General features: G+C 39.2%; 23 protein-coding genes and 3 tRNA genes. 13 read left to right on the top strand and 13 right to left on the bottom strand.

Annotated features, from left to right (window positions below; translation table 11 throughout):
• The first annotated feature begins 132 nt into the window (after positions 1 to 132).
• Complete coding sequence (locus tag I9192_RS00630) at positions 133 to 714, top strand: DUF805 domain-containing protein (RefSeq protein ID WP_005034635.1); 582 nt, start codon at positions 133 to 135, stop codon at positions 712 to 714.
• Positions 715 to 837: 123 nt separating this feature from the next.
• Positions 838 to 1842, top strand: a complete 1005-nt coding sequence (locus I9192_RS00625) for a mechanosensitive ion channel family protein (protein ID WP_005034636.1) — start codon at positions 838 to 840, stop codon at positions 1840 to 1842.
• Here I9192_RS00625 and I9192_RS00620 read toward each other — a convergent pair.
• The 5 genes from I9192_RS00620 to prfB form a co-directional block, all read right to left on the bottom strand.
• Positions 1825 to 2538 (bottom strand): 16S rRNA (uracil(1498)-N(3))-methyltransferase, encoded by a 714-nt coding sequence (locus tag I9192_RS00620; RefSeq protein WP_005034639.1) that lies wholly within the window; start codon positions 2536 to 2538, stop codon positions 1825 to 1827. The genes I9192_RS00625 and I9192_RS00620 overlap by 18 nt on opposite strands.
• 70 nt (positions 2539 to 2608) lie before the next feature.
• On the bottom strand, positions 2609 to 3889 hold the full coding sequence (locus tag I9192_RS00615) for a 3-deoxy-D-manno-octulosonic acid transferase (protein WP_010590811.1): 1281 nt from the start codon (positions 3887 to 3889) through the stop codon (positions 2609 to 2611).
• A 349-nt stretch (positions 3890 to 4238) separates the two neighbouring features.
• Positions 4239 to 5297, bottom strand: coding sequence for an alkene reductase (locus I9192_RS00610; protein WP_005034642.1), 1059 nt, complete (start codon positions 5295 to 5297; stop codon positions 4239 to 4241).
• Between the two features lie 36 nt (positions 5298 to 5333).
• A complete protein-coding gene (locus I9192_RS00605; RefSeq protein ID WP_009585144.1) occupies positions 5334 to 5633 on the bottom strand; it encodes an ArsR/SmtB family transcription factor in 300 nt (99 codons plus the stop codon).
• Between the two features lie 140 nt (positions 5634 to 5773).
• A protein-coding gene (gene prfB, locus I9192_RS00600) for a peptide chain release factor 2 (protein ID WP_100250478.1) occupies positions 5774 to 6869 on the bottom strand; the annotation gives its coding sequence in 2 pieces (ribosomal slippage) (positions 5774 to 6796 and positions 6798 to 6869; 1095 coding nt in all).
• 175 nt (positions 6870 to 7044) lie between these two features.
• On the opposite strand from prfB, the gene I9192_RS00595 reads away from it, so the two are divergent.
• Together I9192_RS00595 and I9192_RS00590 are read left to right on the top strand one after the other, a co-directional pair.
• Positions 7045 to 7917: a hypothetical protein gene (locus I9192_RS00595; RefSeq protein WP_005034646.1), complete on the top strand. Its 873-nt coding sequence runs from the start codon at positions 7045 to 7047 to the stop codon at positions 7915 to 7917.
• A gap of 298 nt (positions 7918 to 8215) precedes the next feature.
• Positions 8216 to 8983 (top strand): putative porin, encoded by a 768-nt coding sequence (locus I9192_RS00590; protein ID WP_004832053.1) that lies wholly within the window; start codon positions 8216 to 8218, stop codon positions 8981 to 8983.
• 94 nt (positions 8984 to 9077) lie between these two features.
• On the opposite strand, the gene I9192_RS00585 is transcribed toward I9192_RS00590, so the two are convergent.
• The 4 genes from I9192_RS00585 to I9192_RS00570 form a co-directional block, all read right to left on the bottom strand.
• Positions 9078 to 9752, bottom strand: coding sequence for an HNH endonuclease (locus I9192_RS00585; protein WP_005034648.1), 675 nt, complete (start codon positions 9750 to 9752; stop codon positions 9078 to 9080).
• 342 nt (positions 9753 to 10094) lie between these two features.
• Complete coding sequence (gene guaA, locus I9192_RS00580; RefSeq protein ID WP_004832057.1) at positions 10095 to 11663, bottom strand: glutamine-hydrolyzing GMP synthase; 1569 nt, start codon at positions 11661 to 11663, stop codon at positions 10095 to 10097.
• A 120-nt stretch (positions 11664 to 11783) separates the two neighbouring features.
• Positions 11784 to 12410, bottom strand: a complete 627-nt coding sequence (locus I9192_RS00575) for a hypothetical protein (RefSeq protein WP_200150046.1) — start codon at positions 12408 to 12410, stop codon at positions 11784 to 11786.
• A 116-nt stretch (positions 12411 to 12526) separates the two neighbouring features.
• Positions 12527 to 12943, bottom strand: coding sequence for a DoxX family protein (locus tag I9192_RS00570; RefSeq protein ID WP_004832061.1), 417 nt, complete (start codon positions 12941 to 12943; stop codon positions 12527 to 12529).
• A 196-nt stretch (positions 12944 to 13139) separates the two neighbouring features.
• Between I9192_RS00570 and I9192_RS00565 the strand changes: the two genes are divergently transcribed.
• Positions 13140 to 13790 carry a DedA family protein gene (locus I9192_RS00565; protein WP_004832063.1) on the top strand — a complete coding sequence of 217 codons (651 nt, stop codon included), beginning with the start codon at positions 13140 to 13142 and terminating at the stop codon, positions 13788 to 13790.
• A gap of 72 nt (positions 13791 to 13862) precedes the next feature.
• On the opposite strand, the gene I9192_RS00560 is transcribed toward I9192_RS00565, so the two are convergent.
• The 4 genes from I9192_RS00560 to I9192_RS00545 form a co-directional block, all read right to left on the bottom strand.
• The gene (locus I9192_RS00560; RefSeq protein WP_005034652.1) at positions 13863 to 14276 is read right to left on the bottom strand and encodes a hypothetical protein; all 414 of its coding nucleotides are present in this window, start codon (positions 14274 to 14276) and stop codon (positions 13863 to 13865) included.
• Positions 14277 to 14289: 13 nt separating this feature from the next.
• Positions 14290 to 15126 carry a ParA family protein gene (locus I9192_RS00555; protein WP_005034655.1) on the bottom strand — a complete coding sequence of 279 codons (837 nt, stop codon included), beginning with the start codon at positions 15124 to 15126 and terminating at the stop codon, positions 14290 to 14292.
• A gap of 84 nt (positions 15127 to 15210) precedes the next feature.
• Positions 15211 to 15603: a SirB2 family protein gene (locus I9192_RS00550; RefSeq protein ID WP_005034657.1), complete on the bottom strand. Its 393-nt coding sequence runs from the start codon at positions 15601 to 15603 to the stop codon at positions 15211 to 15213.
• Positions 15604 to 15621: 18 nt separating this feature from the next.
• Entirely contained in the window at positions 15622 to 15930 is a 309-nt protein-coding gene (locus tag I9192_RS00545) for a BolA family protein (RefSeq protein WP_005034659.1), read from the bottom strand.
• 217 nt (positions 15931 to 16147) lie between these two features.
• Here I9192_RS00545 and I9192_RS00540 point away from each other — a divergent pair.
• The 8 genes from I9192_RS00540 to I9192_RS00505 all read left to right on the top strand — a co-directional run bounded on the left by I9192_RS00540 (position 16148) and on the right by I9192_RS00505 (position 23443).
• Positions 16148 to 16220, top strand: a tRNA-Gly gene (locus I9192_RS00540).
• A 48-nt stretch (positions 16221 to 16268) separates the two neighbouring features.
• Positions 16269 to 16344, top strand: a tRNA-Gly gene (locus I9192_RS00535).
• Positions 16345 to 16390: 46 nt separating this feature from the next.
• Positions 16391 to 16466, top strand: a tRNA-Gly gene (locus I9192_RS00530).
• A gap of 892 nt (positions 16467 to 17358) precedes the next feature.
• Entirely contained in the window at positions 17359 to 18111 is a 753-nt protein-coding gene (locus I9192_RS00525; protein ID WP_005034660.1) for a class II aldolase/adducin family protein, read from the top strand.
• 6 nt (positions 18112 to 18117) lie between these two features.
• Positions 18118 to 19029 (top strand): C-terminal binding protein, encoded by a 912-nt coding sequence (locus I9192_RS00520; RefSeq protein ID WP_005034662.1) that lies wholly within the window; start codon positions 18118 to 18120, stop codon positions 19027 to 19029.
• A 23-nt stretch (positions 19030 to 19052) separates the two neighbouring features.
• Complete coding sequence (locus I9192_RS00515) at positions 19053 to 20564, top strand: sodium:solute symporter (RefSeq protein ID WP_005034665.1); 1512 nt, start codon at positions 19053 to 19055, stop codon at positions 20562 to 20564.
• 40 nt (positions 20565 to 20604) lie between these two features.
• Complete coding sequence (gene speB / locus I9192_RS00510; protein ID WP_005034667.1) at positions 20605 to 21567, top strand: agmatinase; 963 nt, start codon at positions 20605 to 20607, stop codon at positions 21565 to 21567.
• 721 nt (positions 21568 to 22288) lie between these two features.
• Entirely contained in the window at positions 22289 to 23443 is a 1155-nt protein-coding gene (locus I9192_RS00505) for an iron-containing alcohol dehydrogenase (RefSeq protein ID WP_005034669.1), read from the top strand.
• Positions 23444 to 23445: the final 2 nt, after the last annotated feature.

Genomic DNA, 23445 nt, shown 5'->3' with positions numbered 1-23445 from the left:
TTTGCCAAAACATTCGAATTTTCAATATCTATGTCGCTTTTTTGATCTTATAATTTGTGGTGATAAGTGCATATGGTTTTTTTCAGAAAAAAACATTTCCTTACTGAATTTCTTCAACTGGACACAATCATCATGCAAACACAACAATCCTCTTCATTTTTCTCAAAACAGGTCATACCACAAACTGATCATCCACTATCGATACACGGTCGTTTTAATCGTTTGAGTTATATTGCTTGGTTCGGGATCTTACAGCTGTTTTTTACTTTTGCACTGTTGAGTCTAAGTGTGATGCTGGGAATTTTGAATTTGGATTCAATGCATTTCAGCCAAAATGCCATCCATTCTCTTTCTACACTCAGTCAAATGAGTTATATCTTATTGAGCTGCACATATTTATATTTCATGTTCGTGGTGGTGATTCGTCGACTTCATGATCGCAATAAATCAGGTTGGTGGATAGTGCTGTGTTTGATTCCAATCATACAGTTTTTTATGGCATTTTATTTGCTCTTTGCACGTGGTTGCAGCAAAGCCAACCGTTTCGGTCATCCCCGCCCATCTGCATTCATTGAAAAATTACTCGCTTGGTTGATGATCATTAGTTTTGTGATTGGATTATTTGCATCCACCAGTATCGTGTCTTTTATGGTAGGTACAGGAGAAATTGGCAGTCCCACTACGATCATTCAAAAGAGTACTGAATATTTTTAAAGCGGATTGACTTTGCAATCAACTTTATCAATGCTGGTAAAATTCTCATCAATATTATTTTATTTTTCGGTTATACGAAAAACTGTAATCAAGGCTTAACTTCTTTAAAATTTCAGGCAAAATATGCCAATTATTTTATTGGACATCATTGTGGCTGAAGATGCAAATGCATTGAGTACCGTTGCGCAAGACACGACTCAATTGATTAGTTCTGCAGGTGAAAAAACTGCGCAAACGGTAATTCAACATACCGAAAAATATAAAGATGCATACACAACCATTGATAAATTTGTAGATGGTTTTTGGGAGCGTATGCCTTATTTATGTATTGCGTTGATTGTCATCACCATTTTTTGGTTATTGTCTAAGCTGTTTAAATTCTTTGTTCGTCGAACACTCGAAAATCGTACCTATACACGCCAAAATTTAGTTTTAGTATTGAACCGTGTAGGCAGTACAGCGATTATATTTTTTGGTTTTTTAATTGCCATGGTCATCGCAATTCCAGGTTTTACGCCCGGTCAATTGATGAGTGCCTTGGGGATTGGTTCGGTTGCGATTGGTTTTGCCTTTAAAGATATTTTCCAAAATCTACTTTCAGGTATTTTAATTCTTTTAGGTGAACCGTTCAAAATTGGCGATGACATCATCGTGAATAACATGGAGGGTACGGTTGAAGATATTCAAATCCGTGCGACCTTTTTACGTTCACCAGACGGTCGCCGTATTGTGATTCCAAACGCAACGGTTTATACCAGCGCAGTCACGGTCAATACGGCTTATCAGCGTCGTCGCTGTGAATTTGTAGTCGGTATTGGCTATGAAGATGATGTACAAAAGGCGAAGGATATTATCCTTAAATTACTGGATAAAGATCAGCGTATCCTGAGCCAACCGGGCTTTACAGTTAATGTATCTGCTTTAGCTGATTTCTCAGTCAATTTAACCGTTCGTTGGTGGGTAGATACCACTCAAGTTGTCACTGCTGCATCGATCAGTCAAATTCAAGAAAATGTACTTGAAGCCTTTGCAGAAAATAATATTTCCATCCCTTACCCAGTTCAGGAAGTCAAAGTATATCGTGGTGATCCATCTAGCGACGATCTTGAATCAGCTCGTGCTAAATAAGCGTCCAATGACATAAGGAATCGCAGTTTCAGTACGTAGAATACGGTTGCCTAAGCTGACAGCTTGGCAGCCGTTTTTAATGAGTAAATCAATTTCATAGGGAATAAAACCGCCCTCTGGACCAATAATTACAGTACATGCATGTTCAATCGCAAAAGGCATCTGCTGTTCGATATAAGGATGTGCCACATAAGCTGGGCTGTGTGCGTGAATCAACTGTGGTAAAACATCTTCCACAAAGGGCTTAAAGCGTTTATATAATTCTATTTTTGGGGCAATGGTATCCCCAGCTTGCTCCAACCCCAACGTTATGTAGTGTTCAAGTTGTTGTAAAAAAGGCGTTTGCCAATAGCTTTTATCGACGCGATAACTATGTATAAGTATCATTTGCTGCACGCCCATTGTGACTGCATCCATGATCAAACGCCGCAATACTTTCGGACGTGGTAGAGCGACAATCAAAGTCATGGGTAATTTTGCAGGAATGACTTCTTTTTGAATCGGTCTAATTAAAATCTCTTGTTCAGAAACAGCAATGATTTCCGTTAAATAGCGATCTCCATCTCGAACACCTACTTTCAATGTATCACCAACCTTGACTGCGAGATGGCGATGTAAATGTTCAAGTTGTCGATTGGAACTAATTTTCCAAATATCGGACTGCGTTTGACGAGGGTCGAGAAGAACAATGTTCATAATAAAGTCTGGTTCATTTGGCTTGATGCATTGCAGCTTTTACAACAGCGGATTTCACAACAATATCGAATTATAGATAGCGATCAATCACGGCAATATGTTTCTGTAAAGAACCTTTATTACGGTTCAATACTTCAACCGCATGCTGACTCAACAGTTGGGCAAAATCCTGATCTTCCAAGCAGCGAACCAATAGCGCAACAACCTCATCGACTGTTTGTCCAACCTTTACAGCATTCGCTTGTAAAAACTCATCTACGATCGCCTGAAAATTAAAATAACGTGGTCCAATCACAGTAGGAACATCTAAAACCATTGGTTCCAAAATATTATGACCACCCCCCGGTTCATTTAATGAGCCACCAACAAAACACGCTTGGCTCAAGGCATACCACAACCACATTTCGCCCATGCTATCGGCTAAATAAACTTGCGTATCCGTTTGGATTGTCTGTTCTAAACTACGACGGTGAGTGATTAAATCTAAGTTTTGCGCTGTCGAAAAAACATCATCAAAGCGTTCGGGATGACGGGGTACAACGATCAATACCCAGTCTGGATAACGTTCTAAGTATGGCTTAAATGCCATCAGTAGTTTTTCTTCTTCAGGCGCATGCGTACTGGCAATAGTTATAATTTTTCTATTACTCAAATGCCAATCATGTTGAAGCTGCTCAGCCTGCTGTAAAAATTGCACTGGTGCAGAAATATCGAATTTAATGCTTCCAACCACTTCTGTTTTAACTTGCTGAATACCTAAATCAACAAAACGCTGTTGAGTTGCCCGATCCTGTGCCAATAAATAATCCAGTTTTTGTAGCATCGGTAAAGTCAGACTGGGTGCTTTGGCATAACCTTTGGCTGACTTTTCTGAAAGTCTGGCATTGACCAAAATGCACGGTACTTTAAATTGTTGGCTTTGATCAATCAGATTAGGCCAAAGTTCTGTTTCAACTAAAATCAGCAGTTTTGGCTGGTATTTTTGATAAAAATCAGTAATCAGATGCTTCTGATCCGCAGGTAAATATACCGCTTGAAAAAGCGACTGATACGGTGCTTTTAAAAATAATGATTTTGAGCGCGCTTGTCCTGTTTTTGTTGTATTGGTCACTAAAACAGCATGACCTGCCTTTAGATAATGCTCAATTAACGGTTGTGCTGCATTGGTTTCACCTACAGAGACACAGTGAAACCAAATCGTATGTTGATTCTTGACTACTTCAAATGGACCAAAACGTTCGAGACATTCTTGTTGGTATTCCGCCATATTTTGTGCACGTTTTTTAATTCGCCAACGATACAAAGGTTTGACGATTGCAAGTGCTGCGTTATACCAGAAAGGAGTAGCCAAACAGAATGCCTCTATACAAATCAATGGGCAAATATAACAGAGCATTATTCAGTTGTTAATGAATAATATTGAATGATTTGTTGTCACGGCACTGAAAAACTTTTTGCTAAAGCCAAGACATCTAATCCATTAGTACAAAAGCATGCTTTGTTTAGCTAATCAGAAATGAAATCTGATCGAAATTTTATGGGTTGAAGCATAGATATTTATACTACAACCCAATCTGATCTTTTGCGATTGCGATATGAACGAGATCCTATGATACAAAGCTTTGCATATTTTAGCTACATGAAGCCAGCTACATACGCTCTAGTAAAAAATCGTTTTAGCTTATAAAACAACAATGTGATTAAGCTAAAGCTGGATAATCAATATAGCCTTCTGCTGTTTGCGAACCAATCATATTTTCAAACACCAATTCATTCAAAGGTGCATCCTGAACCAGGCGCTCAAACAAATCAGGGTTGGCAATATACGCCTTACCAAATGACACAGCATCTGCCTGACCAGATGCTAGTAATTGAATCGCATCTTCACGACTTAAACGCATATTGGCAATATACGGTACGCCACCTGAACGCTGCTTCATATATTGACTGATACTGTCTTCAGCCAAATACTCACGGGTAAAGAAAAATGCAATTTTACGCTGACCAAGTTGCTCAAGTGCATAACCAAAAGTTTCACGTGGATCAGCATCACCCATATCATGTTCATCGCCACGCGGTGCGAGATGCACACCAACACGACCTGCGCCCCATACTTCGATTAAAGCGTCTACTACTTCGAGTAAAAAGCGGGCGCGATTTTCTACCGAACCACCATATTCATCCTCTCGGTGATTGGTTGAACTTTGTAAGAATTGATCGATCAAATAACCATTGGCTGCATGTAATTCCACACCATCAAAACCTGCTTGTTTGGCTTTGATTGCAGCTTGTTTATATTGTTCCGTAATGCTGTGAATTTCAGAAATTTCTAAAGTACGTGGAATCACATAGTCACGTTTAGGACGTAGTAGACTGACCTGACCTGCTTGCTGAATCGAACTCGCAGATACAGGGGTTTCACCATTGAGTAAATCTGGATGTGAAACACGACCAACATGCCATAACTGCGCCACAATTAACCCACCTCGATCATGCACTGCTTGAGTCACAGGTTTCCATCCTGCTACCTGTGCTTCAGTAAATAATCCAGGGGTATTGAGATAGCCATTGGCTTCTTCTGAAATGACAGTAGCTTCAGAAATGATTAAACCTGCACTAGCACGTTGTGCATAGTATTCAACCATCATTGCTGTAGGTACACGATCAGCGGTGGCACGGCTACGCGTTAATGGAGCCATCACCACACGATTTTTGAGATGTAAATCGCCAAGTACAAGGGGAGAATTGAGTTCAGCCATATTTGCCTCATCACTCGCTGTCCCGAATTTGAGACCTTAAAGCGAGTTTTGTAGATAATCAATATATTGCTGAATGAGCGCTTCATTGCGTGAAAAGTATGACCACTGACCATATTTTTCTGCCTGAATTAATCCTGACTGTTGTAAAACAGACAAATGATTTGACATGGTAGATTGAGAGACATTACCGAGTCTTTCGATATTCCCTGCACACACACCACGCCCAAAGCCACCGCACTGCTCTTCAGACAAATATTGTTGTGGGTTTTTAAGCCACTCCAAAATCTGACGTCGAGTCGGATTCGCCAATGCTTTAGAAATTAAATCAATATCCATCTTAGACACATTCAATTCAGAGCAAAGCTCCATTCAGCATCTTTGCATTTAATATATCGCATTTTTTCGATTTTAATATCGATTTTTTTGGATATATTGCAAAAACACAGATAAAGCTTTGCTTTTGTTAAAATTTTAAATTAAAGACCTTGTTTTAAACTGGCTTCAATAAATTTATCCAGATCACCATCCAATACTGCACCGGTATTTGAGTTTTCTACGCCTGTACGTAAGTCTTTAATACGAGAATCATCCAATACATATGAACGAATCTGACTTCCCCAACCGATATCCGATTTGGAATCTTCAAGCGCTTGAGCTGCCTCATTACGTTTACTCATTTCCAATTCGTATAATTTGGCACGTAATTGTTTCCAAGCATGGTCACGGTTGGCATGTTGTGAACGTTGGTTCTGACAAGCCACCACAATTCCTGTTGGTGCATGAGTTAAACGGACGGCTGAGTCTGTTTTGTTAATGTGCTGACCACCCGCACCTGATGCACGGTAGGTATCTGTACGCACGTCAGCAGGATTAATATCAATTTCAATATTATCGTCAACTTCAGGTGAAACAAATACCGCTGAGAATGAGGTGTGACGGCGGTTACCAGAGTCAAATGGTGACTTACGGACTAAACGGTGCACACCTGATTCGGTACGTAACCAACCATATGCATACTCACCTTCTACACGGATTGTTGCTGATTTGATACCCGCAACATCACCATCAGATTCTTCCATCAACTCTGCTTTAAAGCCATGACGTTCAATCCAACGCATATACATACGTAACAGCATAGAAGCCCAATCTTGCGCTTCGGTACCACCAGAACCTGCTTGGATTTCTACATAGCAAGGATTCGGATCCATTGGATTACTAAACATACGACGGAATTCAAGTTTTGCCAACTCTTCTTCAGCCGAGCTCAATTCAGCTTGTACATCAGCCAATAAGCTTTCATCATCTGCTTCAACTGCTAGATCAAGCATAGCTTGGGCATCATCTAACTGCGTTGCCAAACCTTCTAACACATTGATGACGTTTTCAAGCTCACCTTTTTCTTTCGCCATAGCTTGTGCACGGCTTTGATCATTCCAGATCGCAGGATCTTCTAACTCGCGGAGAACCTCTTCTAAACGCTCTTTCTTTAGATCGTAGTCAAAGATACCCCCGTAGTGTTAGACCACGGTCATTTAAGTCTTTTAGCTGAACTAGATAAGGATTAATTTCCACGAGTTTTAATCTCACATTTGACGTCTTTTAATTCGCAGGCATTCTACCACAGAGTACAAAAAGTTGAGATATGGCTTTTTTTTAACTTAAATAATTGACCAAGGTATAGTTTTTGTGAACAATGTTATTATTATGTAATCAATACACTTCACAACAAAAATATCTTAGGAAATTTATGAAACGATCACTCATGTTTTTCGCTATGAGCTCTGTCGCTTGCTCTAGCTTCGCTTATATTGTGCAATTGGACGCAGCCGTCACCTCTCTTGATCATGATAACAACTACATAGATAAAGATTATCAAATTGATATTAAAGGAAAATATTTATTTGATACTGTGCAAATCAAAAACAACCCATATAATGAAGCTGCTTTTTTGAACCACAATAGTAATGCTTATGCGACTTATAACTATCACAGCATCAAAAGTCAGGACTATTTGACCTATGATCCTTTAGCAACAGATAATTTTTATCAACTTGCACGAGCAAAAGACAAACAAGATGTTCACTATTTCACAGGTGGTCTAGAGTTTTTCCACGAGCAATTTTATTTAAATGGCGAAATGGGTTTAGCAGCAGTCAAAATAAAAAGTGATCTAGATTCAAATTATGGTTCTATAAACTATAAAAACGATTATAACGTGACCATGTATCGCGCATTGGTAGGTTATATGCCGATCAATAATTTGCTCGTTGCTGTAGGCGTGGATGGTTATCGTGGAGATAAGTATGCTGATGATCAAACTGATTTTGCAGCGAGAATCAAATATGTAACACCTATTGGTCAGAATGGAAACTACCTAAACCTTGAGGCAAATGGCACATTTGGTGATGAAAATAATGTGATCTTTGCTGCAGATTATTATTTAACACATGCTTTCAGTATTGGTAGTGGGTATAGCTTAAAAGACGACGACGAAAGCAATAATAATTTTCTTTGGTTCCGAAGCAAATATTTTGTTAATCCAAATTTTGCTGTGGGTGCAGAAGTTGGTTTGAGTAGCGGAATGGACCTTTTTAGCTTAAATGGAACTTTCCGTTTTTAAAGGCAAAGGGTTACAAAGAATCTAGGTATTTCATTTATGAAATACCTTTTTTATTACAAAGTATGTCCATCACTTACCCAAAGCCTACTAATATCCACATTATCTACACAGTTTTAATAAAACAAAACACAATATTTAAATTATATTTATCATATATTTAATATTAATTATTTACATATACTCACTATTGTTACAGTCTCGTTACTATAGCATGGTTGACGATTTTTGAATTTCACCTAGACTCGAAATTGTAACTAAACATGTATAAATCAATTCTTCTTCATAGGGGGCAAATTCCATGAAAAAATTAGCAATTGCATCTGCAATCTTTTCCGTAGCCGCTTTAACTGGCACTGCACATGCTTACCAAGCAGAAGTAGGTGGTTCTTATACTTATAATGATTGGGACAACTCTGATGCTACTCATAACTTCGGTGTAGATGGTACTTATTACTTTAAACCAGTACAAACACGTAACTCACCGTTGAATGAAGCTGCATTCTTAGATCGTGCAAGCAATGTAAAAGCCAATGTTGATTATGCAAAAAATAGTGGTGTTAAAGACAGTCAATATGGCGCTGGCATCGAATACTTCGTACCAAACTCTGATTTCTATGTAAGTGGTCGTCTCGCTCGTGATGAGCATGAAGTTGATCGTACAGACATTGACAATAAAGTAACAACTTATGGTGCTGAAGTGGGTTATTTACCTGCACCAGGTTTATTACTTGCGTTGGGTGTAACGGGTTACGACGTTAAAAACGGTGATGACGGCGCAGACCCAACTGTACGTGCTAAATATGTAACTAAAGTGGGTCAATATGATGCTAACTTTGAAGCATATGGCGCATTCGGTGATTTAGACGAATACAAAGTACGTGGTGACTTATATTTAGATAAAACTTTAAGTGTTGGTGCTGATTACTATAACAATGATCTTACGAAACGTGATGAATGGGGTATTTCTGCGAAGAAATTCTTCAATCAAAACGTAAGCTTAGAAGGTCGTGTTGGTTTCGGTGATGACTACAACACTTATGGCGTTCGTGCTGGATACCGTTTCTAAGTTAAAATCTAAGACGACATTAAAAGCCAGTCACTTGACTGGCTTTTTTTGTTTTTTATAACAATTTATAATGTCGCTAATTTTGCAGCATAAATTATTTACCAAAAATTGTATCTCGATGAAATTCTAAATAATATTGATGATTCGAATGAAATTCAAAATATGCTTTTGATGGTATTTTAAAAAATTCTTTATCGACATCAGTTAATTGAGAACTCAATAAAGTATTTCCGCTCTGATCAAAAGAAATTAAACCTTGATCAAATAATCTGTCAAAATTTGGGATGAGCAATAATCCATTATATTCATCACTTCTTTCCTCATTCTCAGATTTTGCCCAGGGTTTTATATGAGATGCTGTCAATAACTGCGGATTTTTGTAGCCAGTTACAGCACAGTAGGGATGCAAATCAAATAATTTTTTTCGAAACTTGTATTGCGTGAGACGTATCATCACCAATCTTTCAGCTTCTGAGGTAAAGTTTTGATTTTCCGTGAATATATTTCGATCTCGAATATCAAATTCTTTTAAATAATTTCCATAATGGTTGAGCGCAGAAGAGTACATATTATTCCCAACATGATTGCGCTCTTTATAAATATCTAGTGTGAAGATCATCTTTTTTAGAGCGTCAAACTCAATACTATTTTTTGGCAACTGATAACTTGGAAGCCATTCACCGATTCTATTTTGAATCACCAAAACATATTTGGACGCAGTTGCGGTTGATAATCTTCTTTCTTCTATCAACCAATGATAAAAATCCATAAGCATCTCTAATTATTCTATTTTTCAACTATACATTAAAAAAGGACGCTTATGCGTCCTTTAATTTAGTCATTAATTTTTTCTAAACTACTGCTGCCGTGAGCATAGCTCTTGGCGTAAAATCAGCAAGAAGCGTTGCTTTTAGAAAGCCCCTACTGCCGCGGGCACAGCTCTTGGCGTAAAATCAGCAAGAAGCGTTGCTTTTAGAAAGCTCCTGCTGCCGCGGGCACAGCCCTTGGCGTAATTCAGGCAAGAAGCGTTGCTTTTAGAAAGCTCCTGCTGCCGCGGGCACAGCCCTTGGCGTAATTCAGGCAAGAAGCGTTGCTTCTTGAAACCCCTGAATTACTCCCATTCAATTGTTGCTGGTGGCTTAGAAGATACGTCATATACCACACGAGAAACATCTTTAATTTCATTCATGATACGTGTCGAGATTTTATCCACCAACTCATACGGCAAGTGAGCAAAACGAGCAGTCATAAAGTCAACAGTTTCAACCGCACGCAGCGCAATGACCCAAGCATAACGACGACCGTCACCCACCACACCCACTGATTTGACAGGTTGGAATACAGCGAAAGCTTGCGCAGTTTTATCATACCAACCACTTGCACGAAGCTCTTGCATAAAGATGTCATCTGCAAGGCGAAGAATATCAGCATATTCTTTCTTCACTTCACCCAAAATACGAACACCTAAACCTGGACCTGGGAATGGGTGACGATACAGCATTTCATGTGGTAAGCCTAAAGTTGTCCCTAAACGACGCACTTCATCTTTAAACAAATCACGAATTGGCTCAACCAACTCGAATGCCAAATCTTCAGGTAAACCACCCACATTATGGTGTGATTTAATCACATGCGCCTTACCATTTTTAGTTGCCGCAGACTCAATCACGTCAGGGTAAATCGTACCTTGCGCAAGGAAGTTTACACCATCAAGTTTACGTGCTTCTTCTGCAAATACTTCAATGAATTCACGACCAATAATTTTACGTTTTTTCTCTGGATCAACTTCACCTGCAAGTGCAGATAAGAAGCGATTTTCAGCATCCGCACGAATCACACGAATACCCATGTTTTTCGCGAACATATCCATCACTTGCTGACCTTCGTTTAAACGAAGTAAACCGTTGTCAACAAATACACATGTCAATTGATCACCAATTGCTTTATGAAGCAATGCAGCAACAACTGAAGAATCCACACCACCAGAAAGACCTAAAAGAACTTTTTGATCACCAATTTGCTCACGTAATTGTTCAACACGTAAGTCGATGATATTTTCAGAGTTCCAAAGATTACGGCAACCACAGATTCCATGTACGAAGTTAGACAATAACTCTGCACCTTTAGCTGTATGAGTAACTTCTGGGTGGAATTGCACACCATAAAAACGACGAGTTTCATCACTCACTGCTGCAAACGGGCAACTTGGTGTACTTGCAGTCACTTTAAAGCCTTCAGGGATTGCTGAAACTTTATCGCCATGGCTCATCCAAACATTGAGTTTGTCTTCGCCATCGTTTAAATCGCCAAGCAGTTGGTCACGAACCAAGACATCAACGGCAGCATAACCAAACTCATGTACTGTACCTGGTTCTACTTTACCGCCAAGCTGTTCAGACATGGTTTGTAAACCATAGCAAATACCCAATACTGGTACGCCTAATTCGAATACACATTTTGGCGCACGTGGACTACCTTCCTCATGCACACTCTCTGGACCACCCGACAAGATGATACCATTTGGATTAAAGGCACGAATGTCTTCTTCAGACATATCAAAAGCATACATTTCAGAATATACACCAGCTTCACGTACACGGCGTGCAATAAGCTGGCTATATTGAGAACCGAAATCCAAGATAAGGATACGATCTTCAGTAATTTGAGTATTGGTAGTCATGAGTCAACAACTATGCAGGCAAACGAATATAAGCGCCGTATTCTATCATTTTTATAAGCTGTACGCACTCCATTCAAGCAAGTTCGCAATCTTTCTAAAAAATCATTTTAAATAATCAACTTATAGATTCATTTTCCGTTTAATGATTTCGATCAATTCGGTTGGTGTCACACATCGATTTAAAAAACTTTCTAAACAACCTTCATTCGTCACTTCTCTAAAAAAAACCTCATGATCTGTGCCGAATAGGGTCGGATTTTCAGGACAGGGATCTGAGGCACAAATATATAAATGATCAGGAAAACCATAGCGGTAAAAGAGTTGTAAAAGCTCAGGTTTTGGATTTTGAGTCAGTTGGATGATTGCGTTGAGATCAACATCATCGTCTAAAAAGTCATCATTCCATTCTTTAAAATCAGCCGTGCCTTCTTTATAAGGAGTAAAGAGTATGGGTTGCCAAAAGCTTTGCCCTCGTCCTTCTTCAGTCAGTTGATAATATTCTTGAATAAGTTGAGTGAAAAACGCATCAGGATTTTTATCGAGTTCGGCTTGATGTTGATCTATATATTCACCTAGACCATAAATAGGTTCTTGATCATCCGCTGTTGCCCAAGGCGTATCTTGAGGTCGTTCATATAAAACGCTATTGAAACGAATAGCGCATAAATCATCTATCCACGATACACCTTTGATCTGATCAATATTACCACCAAGTGCTTGTATTCTTTCTAAGATTTCTTTTTTCATTGTGCAAGCTTAAATAAGGTCTTTGACATAGCATAAACCGATTCATCTGTTTGAATAAACCAAAATCAAAACACAAAAAAGCCAGAGATTGATCTGACTTGTTTGTATGTTCAGTTTTATTTTTCAATGGCATGATCAATACTGAAGCGTCCTGCTCCATGAAGCATTAAGAAAAATAGACCACCCGCCATTGCAAAGTTTTTCATAAAGTTAATTGCATCTGTTTCACCACCGTGGAACAAGAAAGCCGTAATCAAACTAAAAAAACCTAAACCAAATGCAGCAAATCGTGCTTGGAAACCAAATAACAATGCTAAACCACCACCAAACTCAACCAAAATTGTTAAAGGCAACATTGCACCCGGTACACCCATAGATTCCATATAACCGACTGTTGCACTATATGCTGTGATTTTTCCCCAGCCTGCCACAAGGAAAATATAAGCCATTAAGATTCGAGCAACCAATGCAATGAATGCATTCGTACTTGGCTGATTTACAATATTTTTAACTACAACATTTGGATTAAACATGAGAACACCTAAATTTGTATTTCGTTTTGAAGATGGATATATATTAGTCAGTAAAAATTTTCAGATCGATACCTAAATTTTAAACTTATCGTTGCAAATTAAGAACAATGATAAATTTAAATATTTACTTTTTAATACTGACTTTCATAACTCACACTGCTAGGATTTGTGCACCAATTCGCATAGTTTTTGCCTTATGGATCTGATTGATTTTATTTTGCATATAGATGAGCACCTTTTTGAATTTATTAAAAATTACGGTGTTTGGGTATATGGAATCTTATTCCTGATTATTTTCGTTGAAACAGGTCTAGTGGTCATGCCCTTTTTACCTGGGGACAGCTTACTCTTTGCAGCGGGTGCTTTAGCTGCATCTACAGGTGCAATGGATCCAACCGTTTTAATTGTACTGTTATTTATTGCCGCCGTTCTTGGTGATACTTTAAATTACCATATTGGCAAGTATATTGGTCCACGTGTTTTCGAAATTGATTCAAAATTTATCAATAAAGAACATTTGCTTAAAACCTCACAGTTTTTCGAAAAGCATGGTGGAAAAACGATTATTTTTGCTCGTTTTATTCCTTTTGCCCGTACATTTGCGCCCTTTGTGGCAGGTGCAGGAAGTATGAATTATAAATACTTTCTCACTTATAATGCGGTAGGTGGAATTTGCTGGGTGGGTTCTTTTATTATTTTAGGTTATTTATTTGGTAATATGCCAATCGTGAAAGATAATTTTACCCATTTAGTATTTGGTATTATTATTTTAAGCGTACTCCCTGGCATCATTGGCTATATCCGTCATAAGTTTTTTAACAAACATAAACTGCCAGACAATGAATAAATGACTCGCAAAAGATTCATATAACAACACAGCCGATTTTAAAATCGGCTGTGTTGCTTCTGTTTAAAGTGTTTATTTTTTTACTTGCTGACGTTTAGGCACATAAGGACAGTTTTTAAATTGAGCTGCTTGTGAAAGCGCATCTTGCTCACCATAGAGGCGAGATAGTTCAGTGTTCTTAGTGTTTGAAGATTGTCCTAAATTCACCGAGATACTTGGACCAATTCCCCAACCCCAGCCACCGCTGCCCCAACCACCACCAACACCTAAACCAACTCCAACACCTGTGCGTTTTGCTGGTTGAACGCCATTATTGATATATTGTTGAATGCGGTTAAATTCTGTTGCCAGTTGCATACAGTTCATGGATTGATACTGCGTTGGTGACACATAGGTCGGCTTCACCGTCGTCGCACATGCAGATACAAGTACCGTCGTTAAGGCAACAACAGCTAATTTAGCAGAAGTCATTTTCAATGATTTCATTACAATCTCGAAATTATTTTTTATCAATCTCATTGAACAATGATTGATAGGCTTGAGTCAATTTATGATCTGTAGCCAAATGAATTAATGGTAGATTTTTATGATGTGACTCTTTCATTAACACGGATGGTGGCAACATATTTTCTAAAACAGGCAAGCCTTCATCTTTGAGTTGCTGGACCACTTCACGCGGTAATTTGGCTTGTGCCTGATATTGATTCACCACAATACCTTCAATTTCAAGGCGATCATTATGGTCATCTTGTGTTTCAATAACATTTTCAATCAAAGTTTGTAATGCTCGTTTTGAGAATACATCACAATCAAATGGAATCAATACGCGATCTGCCGAAATCAACGCAGACAAGGTAAAGAAGTTAAATGCCGGAGGTGTATCAATATAAATACGCTCATATTGATCAGACAAAGTTTGAATAGCATCACGCAGTTTATAAATCTTATGCTTTGATTCTAAAGCATGCTCTAATTCACCCAAACTCGGACTCGCTGGCAATACATCTAAATCTTTAAAGGGTGAGCGATGAATGTATTGTTCAAAGCCCTTATTCTTTGTTTTGAGAAGTGTGCCCAGTGCATTACCAATCAGACCTTTTTGCTGATTATTCCCCAGCACATCATTAAAGAAGTTTTCAATATTGGGTTCTAAAGCTGTCTTTTCCGCAGAATAGGTTGCATCGTCGCCTAACAAATATTGGCTTGAGTTCGCTTGAGGATCTAAGTCGATCACCAGTGTTTTAAAACCCTGATAGGCACTAATGGCTGCGAGATTTACGGTAATACTTGATTTCCCTACACCGCCCTTTTGGTTAAACACCACACGAGTCAACATATCAATCCCCAATATCTCATTATTTTTAAACGTGTATACAGTTTAACCTAGACCTTATCCAAGTGTGAAATTCATGTCTAACAATCAACTAAAAACTGGTTTAATCATCACCAAGCTTAAGGTTGCAATCAACGCTACTGCTCCAATCACCATACCTGCACGGCGTTGAACCAAAAGCACCGAATCATCTTTTTTATAGGCTTTAATTTGTGAGGAAAGAAAGACAATAAACAGCATGACTTTGGCATAGAACCACGGCTGTACTTTGAAATCATTGATGATTAATAAAGTGATACCCGTGAGCACAATGACCGTCAAAGCAAGATGCTGTAAGGCAACCAAAACAACACGCCCTTGTGAACTTGGCTGTTGATCTTGCGTACCCACAAATAAAGTCACTGCATGTAACACAAAAACCAGTATGAGTAAGACCACACTGCTCATGTGAATAATTTTAACTAATAGATGTATATCCATCTTAAATCGTCCTAAGTGTTATGACTTAGGTGCATGTGCACATTCAGGGCTTGCAGGTGCTTGACCTTGCCATTCACTTGGCATGTAGGCATGAATCGCCAAAGCATGAATTTTTCCAGGGCTAAGGAGTTCTTGAGCAACTGCATAGACCTTTTGATGACGCTGTACCAAACGTAACCCAGCAAATTGCTCACTGACGATCACCACTTTAAAATGTGATTCTTTACCCGGAAAATATCCACCATGACCTGAAGACTCATTGATCACTTCTAAATGAGATGGCTCAAGTTGATTTAACTGTTCAATCAATTGCTGTTCTAAACTCATGCGCTTTCCTTTTAGAGATGCCAACGGGTAGATTCCATAGTATAACGGATTCTTGATACTTCTCCGTGACTAAAGCTAGACTTTTACAACCAGATTAGAATGTTTTAAATTGAATTTTGAATTTTTTTCATAAAAATGTCTTTATTTTATGCAATTAACCGTGAACCTTGCAGAAAAATCTTGACCCTATCATTTGTTGATGTATTATACACCGCATGCGGGAATAGCTCAGTTGGTAGAGCATAACCTTGCCAAGGTTGGGGTCGGGAGTTCGAGTCTCCTTTCCCGCTCAAAATTTTTTTATTCAGTTTTTTTATTTAAAAAATTGGACAGACTCCGCGGGAATAGCTCAGTTGGTAGAGCATAACCTTGCCAAGGTTGGGGTCGGGAGTTCGAGTCTCCTTTCCCGCTCCAAAATTTTTTTATTCAGTTTTTTTATTTAAAAAATTGGACAGACTCCGCGGGAATAGCTCAGTTGGTAGAGCATAACCTTGCCAAGGTTGGGGTCGGGAGTTCGAGTCTCCTTTCCCGCTCCAAATTCAAAAAGCTCTAATCGAAAGATTGGGGCTTTTTTATTGATTCTATTCAAGGTTTATAAAGTTATATCGTCAAAACGTTTAATTTCTCATAAAGCGATGAAAGAATATTTGAAATAAGCAAACCATAGAATCTACTAATATTCCCAACGCTTACGTTTAACCCTTATCTACGATTCTCTATTGGATTAAATCAAGACTATCTCAATTAAAGCTCGATCATGAATTTTTGGGGGTCTACGAGGACATGTACGTTTTTAATTCCAATACGTTTTCTCCAGCTTAAAATAGTATTTTTTATGAATTTCAAATTAAGCAACAACGACTCGAATAGAAAAACGTCCATCACACTTGGCTAAAACTGTCCATCTAAAATGTTCTGAATAACCTATAAAATCTAAGGTCTTAGATTTTATCTGTTTGACTACATTTCATTGTCAAAGTTGATTGGTTTCCAAGTCTCAATCAACCAGATAGATGTTGAGATGACATCTTTGCAGTCACCTGCATCAACAATGTTAGTCTTATTTTTCAAGCTCTATTTTTTTCTTTAAATACTGTCATATGCAGACTAAGCAAGCCAATAATTATTTTTCAGCAAGTGATTTGATTGGCTCCTTTGAGTTTTATCAAATTGGCTCTCGTTTGTCATTCATCTACGCGACATAGTAGAAACAGGAAATTCGTGTAGAGCGCGAGCTGGATTTAATATAACCGGCACAGTAGTTATTACATTAGAGGTGATATTTATATTAGACCTCTTGCATTGGTTAAAATTTGAGCACGGATAAGCTTGGATTTATAAGGTATTGCATAAAGCCTGAATGACCACAAAACTACTTTTAAAAGCGCTCTAGTGTTCGAAAAATAAAGACAAATTGAAGGAATAAAAATGATCAGTGACCCAGCTAAAATCATTGATGATGAAAGCACGTTACGGCGTGATTTGGCTGCTGCCTATCGTTTGGCTGCCATGTTTGGTTGGGAGGACACTTTATATACTCATTTTTCAGCCCGCCTCCCTGGTGAAGGGGAACCACGCTTTCTGATTAATCCATTTGGTCTAATGTTTGATGAGGTGTGTGCCAGTGATCTGATTGTGGTTGATTTACAAGGTAAAGTCATATCAGGACACTCTCCATATAATCCAGCAGGATTTACTATTCATAGTGCCGTACACATGGCAAGAGAAGATGCACATTGTGTTATCCATACGCATACATTAGCAGGTATGGCGGTAGCTGCCAGTGAACAGGGGTTGTTGCCACTCAATCAGATCAGTCTTGAATATTACAATCGGGTTGGTTATCACGATTATGAAGGCGTCGCTTTTAATCTAGATGAGCGTAGTCGCCTCCAGACATCACTAGGCAATAATAGTGCATTAATTCTACGTAGTCACGGTTTGTTATCAGTTGGAGCAACCGTTGCTGATGCTTTTCAGATCATGTACTACCTGAACCGTGCTTGTGAAATACAATTGGCCGCAAGTCAATTGGCAATACTTGGGCAGGTGCGACAGGTCGAACCTGCTTTATGTCAACATGTGAGTCAGCAATTTCAAGGTGTAGAACATGAGCGTCAAATTGTTTGGCAGGCGTGGTTACGTAAACTAGATCGTATAGATCCGTCATATAAGGATTAATCGAACATGGCAAGAATTGCTATTACCGATACAGGGGGACTTGACTTTACCCCAGGTATTGCTGTGTTGGATGCGGCTGGACATGACACGATTTTGCTTCATGAAGGAGAAGGTTTGCTTACACACTTGGCTGATTTGGAAGGGCTGATTGTCAGTTTTTGCCGTATTGATGCAAGTGTAATTGCAGCAGCCCCATTGTTGAAAGTAATTGTGACCACCACAACAGGGCTAGACCAAATTGACATGCATGCTGCAAAAGCAGCGGGCATTGCTGTTTTTTCACTGCCTAGTCCAGCCACTGAGGAGGTCGCAACACATGCATTGGCAGGCATACTGACGTTGTTGAGAGAAATTCCTGCTGCACGTGAGGCATCAAAGTGTTGGGATTTTAAAAAAATTCCAGCACCTACACGAATCAGTGAACTCACACTTGCTGTTTACGGTATGGGGCGTATTGCTAGAGCATTGGTCACACTTGCCCTGCCATTATTTGGACGTGTTGTTGCCTATGATCCATATATATCCACTGAGGCATGGCCTAAAACGGTTGGACGTGTTGATTCACTCAATGATCTTTTTCAGATTGCAGATGTGCTGACCTTACATGCGCCAGCTACATTGGAGAATCATCATCTTGTGAATACGCGCACGATTGAGTTAATGCCTCAAGGTGCGTCGATCATCAATGTTGCACGTGGTGAATTGGTGGATACACAAGCACTCATTGCAGCTGTTCAGTCTGGAAGACTGCGTGGCGCATTTCTGGATGTTGTTGATCCAGAGCCTCCTGAAGCAGATGCCCCTGTACTGCATGAACCAAGGATTGTGGTAACACCCCATTCAGCTTTTTTTAGTAAAGAAACTGAACTGGCTTATGTCATGCTTGCTGTTGAAAATCTACAGCAAATATTTGAATAAAAAAAAGGAAAAGGAAAATTTCTATGGGTATTGATATTGCGATTGTTGTTTTTTATCTAGTTGTAATGCTGATATTTGGCTTTTTAGGAAAAGCAAGGACCAAGAACAGTAGTGATTTTTTGGTCGCAGGTCGTCGTCTTGGTTTTGGGCTATATACAGGTACTATGGCAGCGGTCGTACTTGGCGGTGCATCCACCGTTGGTGGAGTTGGTCTTGGTTACAAGTTTGGTATTTCTGGTATGTGGCTCGTGGTCGCCATTGCTATTGGCATAATTTTGCTCAGCCTGTTTTTTGCCAGCCCAATCCAACGATTGCGCGTGTTTACGGTTGCCCAGATGCTACAATTACGTTATGGCATTAATGGGACTGCAGCATCTGGTATTGTGATGGTGTTATACACACTAATGCTGACAGTCACCTCAACAATTGCATATGCAACCATCTTTAATGTGTTATTCGGTACACCACAGTGGATTTCTGTGATGATCGGTGCTGTCATTGTCATGCTTTACTCTTCGATTGGCGGGATGTGGTCAATCACATTAACTGACATGGTGCAGTTCGTGCTTAAGACGATTGGCATATTTGTTTTATTGCTACCATTTGCTTGGACTCAGGCTGGGGGTTACGATGGTATTATGGCAAAGCTAGGTCCAACAGCTGGTGCGGCACATTTTGATATGGGTACCATAGGTATCGACACAATCATCACTTATTTTGTGATTTATTCGTTTGGTATGTTAATTGGTCAGGATATTTGGCAACGTGTGTTCACAGCCCAGTCACCTAAAGTCGCTCGTTGGGGTGGTACTATAGCGGGGATTTATTGCTTGTTGTATGGGGTTGCTGGGGCTTTGATCGGGGTTGCAGCTTCTGTTTTGTTGCCAGATATTTCTGCGAAGAGCGATGTATTTGCAGCTGTTGCTGAGAAGGTATTGCCTGTAGGGTTATCGGGAATTGTACTTGCTGCAGCTCTCGCTGCGATGATGTCTACAGCTTCTGGCGCCTTAATTGCCTGTGCCACAGTATCCAGAGCCGATGTGATGCCATTTTTTGGTCATTTGATGGGTCGCAAAAGTGATTCTAGCGGGGTTAATCCTGAACATGATATACGCGCCAATCGGTTATATATCATTGGACTGGGCATGATTGCGACTATTATTTCGATGATGGTAAGTGATGTGGTGACTGCATTGACCATTGCCTATGATATTCTTGTGGGTGGTTTGCTCGTTGCAATTCTTGGTGGGTTTATATGGCAAAGAGCGACTGGGATTGGCGCCTTGGCTTCTATGGCTGTAGGTACGGTAGTGACACTTGCGACAATGATCTTTACCAATATATTGGCCAATGAACCAATTTATTTTGGTCTGCTGTCGAGTTTGGTGACCTATGTTGTAGTGAGCCTGATGAGCAAGCCTACGCCTGCTGAGGTGCTGAATACATGGCAAGACCGATTATCAGGTCGAGAGATTGCTATTTCAGATGATCTAATGAATGCAACAGAATCAATAAAAGTAGAACAAAAGCATTGAGCATTGCCACCATATTAAAAATCATCATTGGAGTATAAAAATGAGCAATAAACCATTTAACCAGCCTTTAAGTGGCAATGAAATGCCGCGTTGTGGCGGGATAGCCACAATGATGCGTTTGCCTATGCAAGTGAATGGTGAAGGGCTAGATGTGGCTTTCGTAGGTATTCCGTTTGATATAGGCACTTCTAATCGTCCTGGCTCCCGTCTGGGACCACGACAAATTCGTGATGAGTCACGAATGTTGCGTCCTTATAACGTTAATACCTTTGCTGCACCTTTTGAAAGTTTACAAGTAGCAGATATTGGTGATGTGCCAATCAATACGTTTAACTTGCTGAAAAGCATAGATATCATTGAGTCATTTTATCAAGAAAACATTTTAAAATACGACTGTAAGCCAATTACTTTGGGTGGTGATCATACCATTGTATTGCCTATCTTGCGTGCTATTAGCAAAAAGTATGGACCTGTGGCAGTCGTACATATCGATGCGCATGCTGATGTGAATGACGAAATGTTTGGTGAAAAAATTGCACATGGCACACCATTTAGGCGCGCCGTGGAAGAAGGCTTGTTAATCAACGACAAAGTATTTCAGATTGGATTACGTGGCACTGGCTATAGCGCTGATGAATTCAAGTGGTCTATTGATCAAGGCTTTACCGTTATTCCAGCTGATCAATGCTGGTATAAATCATTAGCACCAGTAATGGAAAAGATTCGTGCCAAAATTGGTGATAGTCCATTGTATTTAAGCTTCGATATAGATGGTATTGATCCTGCATATGCCCCAGGTACAGGAACTGTTGAAATTGCAGGACTAACCGTTCCACAATCATTGGAAATTATTCGTGGTTTGAAAGGTTGCCAGCTGGTTGGAGCTGATTTAGTGGAAGTCTCTCCTCCCTATGATCCATTTGGTTCAACGGCAGTATTGGCAGCTAATTTGGCATTTGAGATGCTCTGTGTATTTCCTGGTGTCAAATATGATGGATTGTAGGCTAAGCCGATTAACTTGAGTTCGGCATATTTACAATAAAGTTGTACTGTGAATGTTCAATCTGATGCGAGTTTTTAACTGATCATTCACTGTTTCAATCAGGTCTCTTTTACTCAGCAATTGTTTTTTGTTCTATGTGAGTTGGAATCTTTTTTATATTTCTCCCTGCGATAGTTAATAGTTTTAGACCTCTTGCTGCCAAGACTTCTGTTTTAGATGAACTCAAATAATCTTAATCTCGCCGTCAATTTTACCGACCTAATTTTGGTCACACCAAATACTTGACAATAGTTCACTCAGTCAACGATGTCCTTTCTTTTATACAAAAGACCTAGAATTACTTTTAGCTCAAAGGCGAGAGCCAATTGCGCAGTTTGCTCGGAGAGCATGTATTGTTAGAGTTACAGCAAGAAACAAGGGGCGCATTACAGCAACTGTATGACAAGCGTCGACTTATTTAGTCAAACTAATTCAGCGTTATTTGAGTAAATTTTTTTCTTCTGAATTCGATGGAGACCCTGGTCTACATCTGGCGATGCAATTACCCAACAAATGCGATGACAGAAAAATCGATCATCAATTTATGATATTTTTCATAAATAATGAAAAATATCATATAAAATCTTTTATAAAAAATTCAAGTCATTGATTTATATAATTAAAAATAATTGGCACAGCAATTGCTTAAAACACAAAAATTGTACTTCTTAATGGAATAAAGATGCCGATTCATACATTCAAGTCTGCGCATAAATTAGTGACTGGCTTTAATGCATCCAAACAGTTAGCCAAATACTGCCATGATTTAAATATGTCTAAAGTTTTAATATTGACTGATCATGGCATCTTAAATTCAGGTTCATTAACACCCATTACCAATCTTTTACAACAACAGCATATTGAATTTTCGATTTATGCGGACATTACGCCTGAGCCTGAAATTGAAGTGGTTTTGCAATCCAAAAAATTCTTTGAGCAAGATCAATATAATGGCGTGATCGCAATTGGCGGTGGAAGTGTTATTGATACCGCAAAATGTATTGCAATTTATGGCAACAATCATGAGCCTTTGGAAAGCTTTTTTGGCGAAAACAAAGTCAGTCAAAAAGGTCTTCCTCTGATTGTATTGCCGACTACCGCAGGGACAGGTTCAGAAGTCACGAATATTGCCATTCTTTCTGACTCTAAAAACCAAATTAAAAAAGGCATCGTGAGTGACTTTTTACTCCCAGATGTTGCAATTGTCGCACCTGAAATGACGTTAAGCTGTCCAGCACATATTACGGCTGCCAGTGGTGTGGATGCTTTGGTTCATGCAATTGAATCATTTATTTCTGTCAATGCTTCACCCTTAACAGATGCTTTAGCGATTCAGTCAATGAAATTAATTATCAATGCCTTACCCAAAGCCTATGCCAATCCAGATGACTTACAAGCCCATGAAGATATGGCAAATGCCAGCTTAATGGCAGGTTTGTCCTTTGGTAATGCTGGCGTTGGTGCAGTGCATGCACTCGCATATCCTTTAGGTGGGCGTTTCCATATGGCACATGGTGTCAGTAATGCCTTATTGTTGCCTTTCGTCATGGAATACAACCGCATCGCCTGTTTGGACAAATTTAAAGTGATTGCTGAATGCTTTAATGAACCGACAACAGGGCTGAATGATCTTCAAATTGCCGATCGTGTGATTAGCCGTTTACATAATATTTGTGAGATGGTCAATATTCCAAAAGGTCTTCGAAATTTCAATATTCCTGAGTCAGTGATTCCAGAACTGGCTGCGGAAGCGATTAAAGTCGAAAGATTACTCCGCAATAATCCTCGACGTTTAACACAGCAAGAAATCGAAAACATTTATTATGAAGCTTATTAATA

This window comes from Acinetobacter bereziniae, assembly GCF_016576965.1.
GTDB lineage: Bacteria > Pseudomonadota > Gammaproteobacteria > Pseudomonadales > Moraxellaceae > Acinetobacter > Acinetobacter bereziniae.
This window is presented reverse-complemented; position numbering and strand designations above follow the sequence as displayed.